The following is a 13,440-nucleotide window of genomic DNA, read 5'->3' on the forward strand; positions in this document are numbered from 1 at the left end:
GGGTATCAGCAGGGCGTGGCGAGCGACCTAGGCAACATCGGGAACATCTACACCACCAAGGGCGAACCCGACAAGGCGCTGAAGTACCACGAGGAAGCGCTCGCGATAGACCGCGAAATCGGGTTCCAGCAGGGCGTGGCGAACCAACTCGGCAACATCGGGCTCATGTACCGCGACAAAGGTGAACCCGACAAGGCGCTGAAGTACCTAGGGGAAGCGTTGGCGATTCACCGCGAGATTGGGTATCAGCAGGGCGTGGCGAGCGACCTCGGCAACATCGGGCTCATCTGCAGCGCCAAAGGCGAACGCGATAAGGCGCTGAAGTACCTTGAGGAAGCGTTGGCCATAGACCGCGAAATCGGGTATCAGCAAGGCGTGGCGAGCGACCTCGGCAACATCGGGCTCATCTACAGCGCCAAGGGTGAACCCGACAAGGCGCTGAAGTACCATGATGAAGCGCTGGCGATAGCGCGCCAAGCTGCATCGGCGACCACGCAGGCCAACCAGTTCATTGCCATCGGACTCATCCGTGCTTCACGAGGCGAATATGACCAGGCAATCCTAAGCTACAATGAAGGACTGAAGTTGCATCGGCAGACGGGCTACCGGGAGGGCGAGGGAATAGCCCTCGGCAACATCGGGAACATCTACAGCGCCAAGGGCGAACCCGACAAGGCGCTGAAGTGCTATGAGGAAGCGCTTGCGATAGACCGCGAGATTGGGTATCAGCAGGGCGTGGCAACCGACCTCGGCAACATCGGGCTCATCTACAGCGCCAAGGGCGAACGCGACAAGGCGCTGAAGTACCTTGAGGAAGCGTTGGTCATAGACCGCGAAATCGGGTATCAGCAGGGCGTGGCGAACCAACTCGGTAACAGCGGGCTCGTGTTGGTGGACTCGGGGAAGCATGAGCAAGCAGTGCCCCAACTGGTTGAAGCGCTGGGCATCTTCCTCGCCATCGGCGTATCTGACGGCCCCGGGCAGGTGCTGACCGGGCTGGTTGTGAGCGAGGACAAGATGGGCCGGAAGCGGATGGAGGAACTGCTCACCGAAGCTGGGTTGGATGACGAATCCTCCGCCAATCTGCTCAAGATGATCAGCAAGATGCGGCAGGAAATGGGCTCGAAAGAGAAGTAGCCCTCAGGTTCGATGCCCCGCAGCCGGCTGATGGCCGGCTTTGTCTGTCATGTCGGATGGCTTCGGGGACACGATTGCTCCGGACATCAGTTGGCTCAACAGTGAAGTGCCACGTCTGGGGCAGAAGAGGGCGAAAGGTCCCTGCGGGGTCCACTTCTGTACCATGACGGCTGAGAACCAGTGCCTCAGTAAGAAGGTCGTCCTGACCGAATAGGCCGGATGTCCTCCAACCTCCAGGCTGCCCGCCTCCGCGCGGGCAGTCTGCTTTCGCATTCAGGCTTCGCGCCGGTTATCTCATGTCAAGTCGTGAATCACGGACGTTTCCGGCACGGGGCAGAGAGTTGGGGCAGAAGCTTGCCGAAGACCTTGAGGAAGACCTTGCCGGAGACCTTGGGAGAGACTTCGCCGAGGATTCTGGGGAAGACTTCAGGGAAGACCTTGCCAAGGACATTGGGAGGGACCTCGCCGAAGACCCTGCCGAAGACCCTGCGGAAGACTCCGGCAAGGACTCTGGAGAAGACCTTGCCGGAGGCCCTGGCGAAGACCCTACGGAAGACTTTGAGGAAGACCCTGGTAAGGACTCTACGGAAGACCTCGCCAAAGACCCTGGAGGAGACCTCACCAAAGGCCTTGGGGAAGACTTGACCGAAGACCTTACCGAAGTCCTCGGGGAAGACTCTGCCGAAGTCCTTGGGGAAGACTTCGCCGAAGACCTGGGCAGAGTACCTACCAGGCGCAGGGGTAGACTCGGGTAGTAGTGAATTAAGTACCAATGCGACGGGTAGTTGCGCTGGTTTCAGGCTTGACTGTTAGTATATGAACTTGTATAGTTCACCTTGGTAGACCGAGATCATGAAAAGGCCACAGGACACGTTTCAGTTTCCGTCCGAGCTGGGGCGTCGGCTCAGGGATTTGCGGCTCAGAGCCGGGTTGACCCAGCCGGAGCTGGCTCAAGTCATGGGCCGGACCGGCGCCGGCAGGGCATGTATCGTGAGCCGAATGGAGAAGGGCAAGGTGCGCTATCCGTCGCTTGGGCTCGTCGCCGACTTTTTGCGCGGGTGCCGGGCCGGGTTCAAGGACGTGCTGGATATCCTCGACCTGTACACGAATCTGCCGACAACCCAGCAGCAGGTATTCGGCAAAGCCCTGGCCAAGGTTGCGGCCGGCGTGCCGCAGAAGTGGCAGGCGCAGGTCACGAACTACGACATGCGAGTCGATCTTCCCAAGTCTTCTCGGGCTGAGACTCGATTACAAGCGAAACCGGACCTGCCCAGGCGGCTGGAGCGAGCGCGGAAGAACGCCGCGGCGGCACGGCGACGATTCCTGTACGGCCAGTTCCTGTCGCGGGCGGTGAACGATACCGGACTGCAGCCGGTCATGGCCATAGCGGTGCCGTTGTTCAACCACGGGCTGGAGCAGTTCCGGATTCTCTACCGGACGCGGGGCGCCAAGCCCGAAGCAAGGGAGAGACTCCTGGCTGAGTCCAGGACCTTGTTCGAGAAGTCAAGCCAGTTCCCCTCGGAAGCCATCCGTAAGCTTGAGGACGACGTGCGCCGGCATTTCGCCGAGTTGGAGATGAAAGGAGAGATGGACTGGCTGCCGGACCTGAGCCTCGACGCATACGAGGCGAGTCTGCTCAAGCCGGGACGCAAGCCTAATCTGCGGGAGGACCAGCGTCGCGAGTTCGCGCGCAGGGTTGATGAGTACGCGGCGGCGCGAGGGGCCGCAGTCGAGCAAGTGTGGCAGGAGGTGCAGCCCCTGCTTGACGAGGCCGGTGTGCCGAACGAGCGCAGGCCGGTCTATCGCGGTCTGGTTGGAGTATGCTGCAGTGCGGCGCTGAACCACGAGCCGGGCAGCGTGGGGGAGAGGCGGCAGTTGGACGAGTACATGCTCGAACCGCGCTGGGTTCGGCTCGGACTCGACACCGCACTTGCCCAGAAGCTGGCCAACATCGTGCTCGCCTGTTTCCGCGAACTGGCCAAGTCATTCCCGCCCGACCCGCGGCCGAGGCGATAGGAGCGCGGCGGGCGCGCCTCGGTTGACTCCTGTCAAGAGTCTGGTATCTTCTGAAACCGCGATGCAGCCAGACAATCCCACTTCGGGACACATCCCTGTCTCCGGAAAGCGGGGGCAGTCCCACAGAGGGGACACGTCCACGGATCGAGGCGAGGAACGCCTCGCGGATGTGTCCCCGGTACAGTCCCCATTTTCCGGTCATGTCCCTTCGGACCGGATGGTGATTCTCGGCTCGGGCGGAGCCAGGATTGTCGTGGCCAAGCAGTTGAGGTCGTCGGGCGGCATCTGGTTCTCGCTTGGCGGCACGCAGTTCCTGCTTGACCCGGGGCCGGGTGCGCTCGTGCGGATGACCGGCTCGCGGCACAAGCTCGACCCGACAAAGCTCTCGGGCATCCTGCTCTCACACCGGCATCTCGACCATTCCGGAGACGTGAATAACATGATTGAGGCGATGACGATGGGTGGGACCGAGCCGCGCGGTGCCCTATTCGCCCCGTCCGATGCGCTTGGAGGCGATGACCCGGTCGTACTCAAGTACGTGCGGCCGTTCCTTGAGAGGGTGGTCACCACTGTCGAGGGCGGCTCGTACGAGTTGGGCAACGTCAGATTCACCTGCCCGGTCAGGCATCAGCACCGCGGGGAAGTGTACGGGTTCAGGTTCCAGACCGGAGGTCTGTCCGCAGATTACACAGATGGCCGGAACCGGAGCGAAGAAACCGCAGATGTCGCAGATGACGCAGATGGGGCCGGACGGAACCGAAGGGAAGAATCCACAGATTACGCAGATTACACAGATGGCCGGAACCGGAGCGAAGAAACCGCAGATGTCGCAGATGATGCAGATGGGGCCGGACGGAACCGGAGGGAAGAATCCGCAGATTACGCAGATTTCACAGATTCCGGCCCGAACCCCCGAACCCTTGAACCCCAGAACCCAGGCTGTGGGGAAATCGCCAAGGACGCCGAGGATTCCGGGCGGTCTCCGGTCTTCGGTCTCCGGTCTGCTCTGACGGTGTCCTACATAGCGGACACGCGGTACTTTCCGGAGCTGGCCGAGCACTACCGGGCAGACGTTGTAATCATGAATGTCGTACGGCCGACGCCGTCGCAGCTTGACCATCTGAGCGCGCCGGATGCCGAGGAGCTGGTCAAGGCCATTCGTCCCAAGCTGGCGGTGATGACTCACTTCGGGATGAGGATGTTGGCGGCCAAGCCGTGGATTGTCGCGCGGGAGATGAGCGAGCGGACCGGGTGCAGGGTCGTGGCGGCATCGGATGGAATGCTAATCGACCTTGAGCAGGTCAAGGAGTCAATGACGGATTCCCAATTACCAGTTCCTAACACGGGAGCGGCGTAGGTGATCGAGCGCAGGCCGGTGAGGTTGTTGCCCGATGACACCGTGCGCAGGATTGCCGCGGGCGAGGTCATTGTCCGGCCGGCGAACGCCATCAAGGAACTCGTTGAGAACTCGCTCGACGCCGGCGCCACCGACATCCGGGTGGAAATCAAGCAGGGCGGCAAGAACCTGATAAGGGTGAGCGACAATGGCTGCGGGATGACGCGCGACGACGTCAGACTGGCAGTGGTCCGGCACGCGACCAGCAAGCTCGCGTCCGCCGAGGACCTGACGAGGATAACCACCTACGGTTTCCGGGGCGAAGCCCTGGCCGCCATCGGTGCGGTCACACGTCTGACCATCGAGACGAACGCCGATGAATCCGGGCCCGGCACGCTGGTCGAGGTCGAGGGCGGAGAGGTGAAGGACATCGGCGAGACCGTCCGGCCCCGCGGCACAACCATCTCCGCGCGGATGCTCTTCTTCAACCTGCCGGTGCGCCGGGCGTTCATGAAGTCCGACAATTACGAGGCGCGGCTGGTGGTGGAAACCGTCCGCAACTACGCGATTGCCTATCCCGAGGTCGCCTTCACGCTGATATCGAACGAGCGCGAGGCGATACGGCTCGGTCCGGCCGGGACCGTGAAGGACCGCATCAAGGCGCTGTACGATAAGCGGGTGTTCGAGAGTATGGTCGAGATGAAGGTCGACAATCCGCTGCTCTCGCTTTCCGGATTCCTCGCGGAACCGACCCGGTCGCGCAGCTTCTACGAGGTGCAGGCGATATTCATGAACAAGCGCCCGGTGCGTAATCCGACCGTGGTACGCGCGGTGTACGAGGGCTATGGGCCGGTTCTCACCGGCAACAATCCGGACTTCGTGCTCTTCATCGAGACCGACCCGTCGCGCCTTGACGTGAATCTGCACCCGACCAAGCAGGAGGTGCGGTTCGCGGACGAGCGGTTCCTGTTCGACTTCGTTTCCGAGGCGGTGCGGCAGGGTCTGGGAATCCAGCGAGGCAAGGAGACGGCGGACGCCGACTTCCTGTACCAGCGGGGATTCGTGCCCGAGGATGCGGCACCCCAGGAGTTCTGGCAGTTGCACAACACTTACATCCTCGCTCAGGTTACGTCCGGGTACGTGATTGTCGACCAGCACGCGGCCCATGAGAGGATTCTCTTCGAGGCGGTCATGAAGGGCAGGGAAGACGTGGCGCCGCAGGGGCTCCTGTTCCCGATTACGCTGGAGCTGACGGCGGAGGAGTTCGAGGCCTACGAAAGGGCAAAGGACCGGCTGGAGAAGATGGGCGTCGAGGTCGTACCGTACAGCGGCCGCACCGTGGCGGTGGAGACGGTCCCGGCCGGGTCCTTCATGGGCAAGGAGGAGGTGCGGGAGCTGTTCTCCGAGCTGGCCCGAGTGAAGCCGGGGGACATCGGAATCGGGACCGAGCTTGCCAAGGTCATCGCCTGCAAGGGAGCGGTCAAGGCAGGTCAGCGGCTCACGGCTCCGGAGATGGAGTCGATTATCAACCGCCTGTTCGCCTGCAAGGAACCCTACTTCTGTCCGCACGGCCGTCCGGCGATTATCAAGATTACGGTCGAAGATTTGGAGCGGCGATTCGGCAGAACCTAGGTCAGGAATTGCCAATTCCCAATTCCTAATTCCTAACGAATGCCCAACGCCGCAACGCCTCCCACAAGCCTGTCTGTTCTGGTTACTTCCGAAGTTGGCCATTAGTTGGGAATTGGCAATTAGCAATTGGTCATTGGCCAGCCATAGACACAAGACAACGTGACCAGCGCTGACACGCGGATAGCTCGCGCACCGTGCCGTGTCCTGGTGCTGTGTGGTCCTACCGGCGTCGGCAAGACCGAGGTCGCGGTCGCGCTGGCGCGAAGGCACAAGTTTGAAATCGTCTCGGCCGACTCGCGGCAGGTCTATTCGGGGCTGGACATCGGGACGGCCAAGCCTGGGGTTGAGCTGCGGCGAGAGATCGGGATTCACATGGTCGACGTGGTCGAGCCTAACCGGGCCTACTCGGCCGTGGACTTCGCGCGCGACGCGCTGACAGTGATGAGGCAACTGCGTGACAAGGGGAAGCGGTTTGCGGTGGTCGGCGGTTCAGGCATGTACCTGAAGGCGCTGTTTGAGCCATTCTTCGAGGCGCCGAAGCCGTCGCCGGCTCTGCGTCAGCGTCTGGAAACTGAAACATCGCCGGCGCTTTACGACCGGCTCAAGCGCGTGGACCCGGAACGGGCAGCGAAGCTGCATCCGAATGACCGGCAGCGCGTGGTGCGAGCTCTGGAGGTATACGAGACTACGGGCAAGACCATGACGGAGCTGGCGAGGAAGGCCAAGGCTGAGGTTGAGTTTGAACCGGTGTACGTCGTGCTGAGCATGGAGCGGGAGTTGTTGCGTCGGAGGATTGACGCCAGGTTCGACGCGATGATGAGCGCGGGCCTGTTGGATGAGGTAAGACGCCTGAAGAAGTCGGGCTTCGGCCGCGACTCGTACGTTGCCAGTGCGTACGGGTATGCGGAGTTGCTCGGGCATCTGGAGGGTCAGCTGACGATAAACCGGGCGGTTGCGGAAGCCAAAGCCAAGACCCGGGCATATGCGAAGCGCCAGATGACGTGGTTCCGGTCGCTCAAGGACGCGAAGTGGCTGGAGTGCGAGGATGTGGCGGACGGTGTGCGAGAAGTGGAACCGTTACTAAGGGAAGTGCTGACCGACTCTCGGACCAAGGACGAAAGACAAAGTACAAAGGACAAAGCAAGAGCGTAAGTCTGAAGGACGAAGTCGGACTTTGTGCTTGTGACTTGGTTGCTTGCTTGGTCCTTTGTCATTATGACCTTGTATTTGTCCGGCGTTCTGATTTGACCCTGCAAGTCCGTTCGCTATGATACTGGCCTTGAGATTCAAGTTCGTCATGTTGAAACCGTCAAGCAGAGGAGGATTGGTCTGATGCGAACAACTTTCACTTCTGAGTCGGTCACTGAAGGTCACCCCGATAAGGTCTGCGACCGCATTTCGGATGCGGTGCTGGACGAAGTGCTGCGCCAGGACCCGCACGGCCGGGTTGCCTGTGAGTCGTTCGTTACCGTCGGCATGGTGCTGGTCGGTGGCGAGATTACGACCCACGCGTGGGTCGACCTGCCCAAACTGGTGCGCGGCGTGCTCCGGGACATCGGGTACGTCACAGCCGAGAGCGGGCTGTCCTGCGACAGTTGCGCGGTCCTCAATGCCATCGGCAAGCAGTCCCCTGACATCAAGCAGGGCGTTGATACCGGCGGTGCCGGGGACCAGGGCGTGATGTTCGGGTACGCCTGCAAGGAGACCGATGAGTTGATGCCGCTGCCGATGGTGCTCTCGCACAAGCTGGCTCAGCGCCTGGCTCACGTGCGCAAACAGGGGATTCTGCCTTACCTGCGTCCCGATGGCAAGTCGCAGGTCACGGTGGAGTATGACAACGGCATGCCGGTGCGCGTGGACAGCATCGTGATCGCGGCCCAGCACGACGAGTCGATTCTCGACAAGACCGGACACTACATTACCAAGGCGTCGCGACAGGAGTTGATCGACACGGTGGCACGTCACGTGGTCCCGGCCCAGTTCATCGACCGGAAGACCAAGTTCTACGTGAACGAGACCGGCAAGTTCGTGGTCGGCGGGCCCCAGTCCGACACCGGCATGACCGGCCGCAAGATCATCGTCGACACGTACGGCGGCAGGATTGCCCACGGCGGCGGCGCGTTTTCGGGCAAGGATCCGAGCAAGGTCGACCGCTCCGCAACCTACATGGCGCGCTACATCGCCAAGAACTGCGTGGCCGCTGGGCTGTGCAAGGAAATGACGGTGCGGCTGGCCTACGTCATTGGCGTGGCCGAGCCGACGGATGTGTCCGTCGATACCTTCGGCACCGGCCTGATCGACGACGAGAAGCTGGTCAAACTGATCCGTGAAGTGTTCCCGCTGAAGCCGCGGGAGATGATTCACTACCTGAACCTGCTGAAGCCGATATACCAGGCGACGTCGGCCTACGGTCACTTCGGCCGCGAACCGCAGGTGAAGAAGGACGGCAAGCAGACGCTTGAGTTCTTCAACTGGGAGAAGACCGACAAAGTGGCCGAACTGCGCCGGGCGCTCAAGTAGGGAGATACCATGGATTGTGATGTTAAGGACCTGAGTCTAGCTAAGACAGGCAAGACCAAGATAGAATGGGCCGGGCGCTTCATGCCGGTGCTGGCCGAGATACGGAAGCGGTTCGAGAAGCAGCAGCCGCTGAAGGGCGTGCGGATGAGTTGCTGCCTGCACGTGACATCGGAGACCGCGAACCTCGTGCGGACACTCAAGGCGGGCGGCGCAAAGGTGCGGCTGTGCGCATCCAATCCGCTCTCAACTCAAGATGAGGTCGCGGCCTCACTGGTCAAGGACTATGGTATCCCGACCTTTGCCATCAAGGGCGAGAACCGGGACCAGTACTTCCAGCACATCGAGCAGGCGCTGTCCCATGGCCCGATGATTACCACCGACGACGGCGCCGACCTGATTTCGACTCTACACAAGGAGAAGGGTAAGCGGCTTGAGGCAGTGCTGGGTGGAACTGAGGAGACTACGACCGGAGTCATACGGCTGCGCAGCATGGAAAAGGACGGAGTGCTTGCTTTCCCGGTGATAGCGGTCAATGACTCGGAGACGAAGTTCATGTTCGACAACCGCTACGGGACCGGCCAATCTTCACTCGACGGCATCCTGCGGGCCACCAACATCCTGTTTGCGGGCACTACGCTCGTTGTCTGCGGCTACGGCTGGTGCGGCCGCGGCGTTGCCTCCCGGGCCAAGGGCATGGGTTCGGATGTCATCGTCACCGAGGTCAACCCGGTGCGCGCGCTCGAAGCCCGCATGGACGGGTTCCGAGTGATGAAGCTGATTGATGCCTGCAAGGTCGGCGACGTGTTCATCACTGTGACCGGCGATATCAACGTGATTGACAAGCAGCATATGCTGGCGATGAAGGACGGGGCGATTGTCTGCAACTCCGGGCACTTTGATGCGGAGATAAACAAGGCTGTCCTGGACCAGATAACGAAGTCCAGCCGCGAGCTGCGCCGGTTTTGCGTAGAACACATACTGACGAACGGCAAGCGGCTTATCCTGCTCGCAGAGGGCAGGCTTGTGAACCTGGCTGCGGCCGAAGGCCACCCGGCGATGGTTATGGACATGTCGTTCGCCAACCAGGCGGTAGCTGCCGAGTACATCCTGAAGAACAGGGGCAAGCTGGAGAATCGAGTTTACAAGGTGCCGGAGGATCTCGACAAAGGAATCGCCGAGGTCAAGCTGCGGACGCTCGGCATCAAGATCGACAAGCTGACGGCGGAGCAGGCGGCATACATTTCGAGCTGGCAGCACGGGACTTGAGGAAAGGTCAAGGCTAAGGCTCAGGTCAAGGTCGGAAGCTCGACCTCTACCTTAACCTCAGCCTTTTTCTAGTAGACCACAACGACGCCCGACCTGATGACCCTGAGTGTTGTCTGTCTGATTGTGCCGGCGCGCTTGGCATAGCACCGGATTCGATAGTGAAAGCCAGTGGCGGGCTCGAACGCCACGATGTCCCGGGGTGAATGGTCTATCCGTCGGGCGGTTCCTTTCCATGTGAACACAATCACCTCCAGGGTTGACATCGGGTCGGTACGGAAGGAATCTCGGTCCGCATCGGACAAACCCTTGAACACGTTCCCGGCAATCTCTACATGTGAGTGGAAGCTGCCCACGAATCGCATCCGCATCTCGCGGGCCAGTTCGCGCCGGCGATTGGCGAGCCGGGCGAGTGTGGGCCAGTCCTTGAAAGTGACGGCGGTGCGGGTCTTGATGCCTCCCCGGTAGAAGCATGAACGGCGCACCGTCAGTCGGCCGTCACGGTCGAGGCTGCCGAAGAGGAAACCGTATGTTTCCTTCTTGAAGCTTGCTTCATACCCTTCGCGGGCCAGCCGGCACAGCTCCCGAACGGCGGCCTCTTCGAACAGAATCGGGCTACGGAAGCGGACGACATAACGGCTGGCCGTGCGTCTCCGGTCTGCATCCTGCCGTTCGGCGTAGTCACGTGTCGGGCTCACGGGTCGATTCTACCAGTTCCGGGCCATGCCGCAAGTTGCATGTCTTGCCCTGATCCCGATGTCGCAAGCCGCGAAGACGCGAGATCGGACTAGACCGGACCTTGTCCTGCCGTACCCTTCAGTTTCGCGTCCTTCATTCGTGGCCATCTATCTTAGAATCAAGGGCGGCGGGTCGTGCTTGACCGGCGGAGCTTCGCAAGTAGAATCCACCATGGTAACGCAGTCGGCAATCCGTTTTTTACCTGCCGTGCCGCCCTCGGAGTGGGCGGTTTCGCTTTCAAGGCATCTTGCCATGTCTGAAGGGAGGCAGCAATGAACATCAAGGAATCCCTGACTTTCGACGACGTTCTTCTGGTTCCGCAGGAGTCGGGCGTGCTTCCGAACGAGGTCGACACCGAATCGTACTTCACCAGGGAGATAGCGCTGAAGCTTCCCCTGGTGAGCGCGGCGATGGATACGGTGACCGAGACGCGGATGGCGATTGCCATGGCCCAGTCCGGCGGTATCGGGGTCGTGCACAAGAATCTGTCGGTCGATGAGCAGGCGGCAATGGTCGCCAGGGTGAAGCGGGCCGAGTCGAGCATGATTGCCGAACCGATATCCATCACGCCGGACAAGACGATTGCCGAGGCGCGCGAGTTGATGGCGCAGTACGGGATTTCCGGCCTGCCGGTCGTAGATGCGAAGATGCGGCTGGTCGGCATCCTTACCAAGCGCGACCTCTTGTTCCAGGACGACTGGAAGGTCCCGGTATCCAAGGTGATGACGGCAGAAGGGCTCATCACCGCGCCCGAGGGCACGACGCTCCGGCGTGCGCGGGAGATACTGCGCAAGCACCGGGTCGAGAAGCTGCCGATAGTTGACCGCAGCCGCAGGCTCAAGGGCCTGATCACCACCAAGGACATTCTGAAGCGGGTCGAGAACCCGAATGCGACCCTTGACTCGAAGCGCCGGCTCAAGGTCTCGGCCGCGGTGGGCGTCGGACGCGACGCGCTTGCTCGCGCCGAGGCGCTGGTCAATGCCGAGGTCGACGCCATCGTCATTGATACGGCTCACGGGCACCAGGACAAGGTGGTTGAAGCTGCGCGCCAGCTCCGGCGCAAGTATCCGAAGCTACAGCTTGTTGCCGGGAACGTCGGCACGGCCGAAGGCGCATTGGCTCTGGCCGAGGCTGGGGCGGATGCGGTGAAGGTCGGGGTCGGGCCGGGCTCGATCTGCACGACCCGGATTGTAGCGGGCGTGGGCGTGCCGCAGTTGACCGCAGTGATGGAGTGCTCGGCCGCTTTGAAGGCAAGGCGAGTCCCGATAATCGCCGACGGCGGCGTTCGTTATTCCGGGGACGTGGCCAAGGCGCTGGCGGCAGGGGCCGGGACCGTGATGATGGGGAACCTGCTCGCCGGGACCGATGAGAGCCCGGGTGAGGACGTGTTGCTCGAAGGCCGGCGCTACAAGGTCTATCGCGGTATGGGTTCGCTCGATGCGATGAAGAAGGGCTCGGCCGACCGCTATTTCCAGGAAGGGTCGGCCAAGCTCGTGCCCGAAGGCATTGTCGGCCGGGTGCCTTACCGGGGTAGCGCCCGTGAGGTGCTGTTCCAGCTCGACGGCGGCGTGCGGGCGGCGATGGGGTTCTGCGGGGCCAGCACTATCCCTGAGTTCCGGCGCAAGGCGAAGTTCGTGAAGATTACCGGCGCGGGGTTGCGCGAGAGCCACCCGCACGACGTGACCATCACCAAGGAAGCGCCGAACTACGAGGCGCCGGAGGGCCAGGAATAGTACCGACACGACCGATAGGACCCATGCCACAAGCGAGCGGGGCGGCCGGAAGGCCGCCCGCCTGATTTTGGGCCTTGACAGCGGTTGAATAGGCTCTACAATCACGACGTCTCTGGGGCATGCGATGGCGAAGACCTCGCAGATCCGGAGCTGGACCGACAGCCTCGGATTGCATGACCCCGATTGAGGCGACCGGTGGGCGTAGCTGGCGCGGCCCCGCTAATCGGGACCCGGCGTGACCGCAACACCTGCCGGAAGTAAGGGACCGGGAAGGGCCCGAGTTCGGAGGCTTGGATGCTGAACAGAATCGTACCTGCAGTCCTGACCATTGTACTGTGCGCGACCCTCGCACTGGGCGGCGAGCAGTTCGCGGTGAGCAAGTCCGGCGTGTGCCTGGCCGGCCCCGTGTCCACGCTGGATGATTCGGTCGCGATAATCAGGCCGGGAGCGAACGAGTCACCGGGGAACGTACCGGTGGTGATCATGCTTACCAACGTAGGAGACGTGGCGGCTTTGGTGCCGCGTCTCGACGTGACGATAAAACCGAGTGGATATGCGGACAACAAGCAGAACATATCGGTTCCGGTGGGTGTGCCCGCGACGCTAACAATGACTGCCTGGACTGCTCCTGCCAGCGGCACGGAGACCTGCATGGCGTGGATCACCGATCCTGCGGATGCCAACCACACGAACGATACAGTCGTCCTGCTTGTACATTGCGGGCTCCCGGGCTTGTCCGGAGAGGTCGGAATGCCCCCGAGTCGGTCGGCGAGTTTGCTCACAAGCAGCATCGCGCACACCCGGTGCGGAGTGAACCACGTTGGACTCGCGAATGTCACTCTCTATGACATCAGGGGACGGGTGGCGGCCAGGTATTCCCTGGGGGTGAAGGAGTCTTCGCTGGATCTGCGTTCTCTTAGCGCGGGAGTCTACCTGGTGCGGTTGGGTGACGGCCGGTCTGCGGTAACGCAGAAGCTCGTGGTTCAGCGCTGACGCGAGGAATAGGACCGACAGAACATACTGAAAAGGGCGGGGCGGCTGGAAGGCCGCCCCGCTGACTTAGAA

At 61.7% G+C, this 13,440-nt stretch carries 11 protein-coding genes; 10 read left to right on the forward strand and 1 reads right to left on the reverse strand.

What is annotated here, in order from left to right; translation table 11 throughout:
- From VMH22_04870 to ahcY, 8 genes are all read left to right on the forward strand, one after another.
- Positions 1-1,137, forward strand: a 1,137-nt coding sequence (locus VMH22_04870; protein HTW91021.1) for a tetratricopeptide repeat protein, incomplete at its 5' end; no start/stop codon positions are given.
- A 341-nt stretch (positions 1,138-1,478) separates the two neighbouring features.
- On the forward strand, positions 1,479-1,892 hold the full coding sequence (locus VMH22_04875) for a hypothetical protein (protein HTW91022.1): 414 nt from the start codon (positions 1,479-1,481) through the stop codon (positions 1,890-1,892).
- Between the two features lie 97 nt (positions 1,893-1,989).
- Positions 1,990-3,153 (forward strand): helix-turn-helix domain-containing protein, encoded by a 1,164-nt coding sequence (locus VMH22_04880; GenBank protein HTW91023.1) that lies wholly within the window; start codon positions 1,990-1,992, stop codon positions 3,151-3,153.
- A 61-nt stretch (positions 3,154-3,214) separates the two neighbouring features.
- Positions 3,215-4,510, forward strand: a complete 1,296-nt coding sequence (locus VMH22_04885; GenBank protein HTW91024.1) for an MBL fold metallo-hydrolase — start codon at positions 3,215-3,217, stop codon at positions 4,508-4,510.
- Positions 4,511-6,121 (forward strand): DNA mismatch repair endonuclease MutL, encoded by a 1,611-nt coding sequence (mutL, locus tag VMH22_04890; protein HTW91025.1) that lies wholly within the window; start codon positions 4,511-4,513, stop codon positions 6,119-6,121.
- A gap of 159 nt (positions 6,122-6,280) precedes the next feature.
- Positions 6,281-7,273 carry a tRNA (adenosine(37)-N6)-dimethylallyltransferase MiaA gene (gene miaA / locus VMH22_04895; GenBank protein HTW91026.1) on the forward strand — a complete coding sequence of 331 codons (993 nt, stop codon included), beginning with the start codon at positions 6,281-6,283 and terminating at the stop codon, positions 7,271-7,273.
- 180 nt (positions 7,274-7,453) lie between these two features.
- Positions 7,454-8,641 carry a methionine adenosyltransferase gene (gene metK / locus VMH22_04900; GenBank protein ID HTW91027.1) on the forward strand — a complete coding sequence of 396 codons (1,188 nt, stop codon included), beginning with the start codon at positions 7,454-7,456 and terminating at the stop codon, positions 8,639-8,641.
- A gap of 9 nt (positions 8,642-8,650) precedes the next feature.
- On the forward strand, positions 8,651-9,907 hold the full coding sequence (gene ahcY, locus VMH22_04905; protein ID HTW91028.1) for an adenosylhomocysteinase: 1,257 nt from the start codon (positions 8,651-8,653) through the stop codon (positions 9,905-9,907).
- A gap of 68 nt (positions 9,908-9,975) precedes the next feature.
- Here ahcY and VMH22_04910 read toward each other — a convergent pair whose 3' ends face one another.
- Positions 9,976-10,602 carry a hypothetical protein gene (locus VMH22_04910; GenBank protein ID HTW91029.1) on the reverse strand — a complete coding sequence of 209 codons (627 nt, stop codon included), beginning with the start codon at positions 10,600-10,602 and terminating at the stop codon, positions 9,976-9,978.
- Positions 10,603-10,914: 312 nt separating this feature from the next.
- Between VMH22_04910 and guaB the strand changes: the two genes are divergently transcribed.
- Positions 10,915-12,375 carry an IMP dehydrogenase gene (gene guaB, locus VMH22_04915; protein ID HTW91030.1) on the forward strand — a complete coding sequence of 487 codons (1,461 nt, stop codon included), beginning with the start codon at positions 10,915-10,917 and terminating at the stop codon, positions 12,373-12,375.
- A gap of 294 nt (positions 12,376-12,669) precedes the next feature.
- Positions 12,670-13,368, forward strand: coding sequence for a T9SS type A sorting domain-containing protein (locus VMH22_04920; protein HTW91031.1), 699 nt, complete (start codon positions 12,670-12,672; stop codon positions 13,366-13,368).
- The last annotated feature ends 72 nt before the right edge of the window (positions 13,369-13,440 follow it).

The organism is bacterium (assembly GCA_035505375.1).
Classification (GTDB): domain Bacteria; phylum Hydrothermota; class Tepidihabitantia; order Tepidihabitantales; family Tepidihabitantaceae; genus UBA2258.

Coding starts and splice junctions, on each gene's coding strand:
- metK (HTW91027.1), top strand. CDS start 7,454: ATGCGAACAACTTTCACTTCTGAGTCGGTCACTGAAGGTCACCCCGAT.
- VMH22_04920 (HTW91031.1), top strand. CDS start 12,670: ATGCTGAACAGAATCGTACCTGCAGTCCTGACCATTGTACTGTGCGCG.
- ahcY (HTW91028.1), top strand. CDS start 8,651: ATGGATTGTGATGTTAAGGACCTGAGTCTAGCTAAGACAGGCAAGACC.
- guaB (HTW91030.1), top strand. CDS start 10,915: ATGAACATCAAGGAATCCCTGACTTTCGACGACGTTCTTCTGGTTCCG.
- VMH22_04885 (HTW91024.1), top strand. CDS start 3,215: ATGCAGCCAGACAATCCCACTTCGGGACACATCCCTGTCTCCGGAAAG.
- VMH22_04880 (HTW91023.1), top strand. CDS start 1,990: ATGAAAAGGCCACAGGACACGTTTCAGTTTCCGTCCGAGCTGGGGCGT.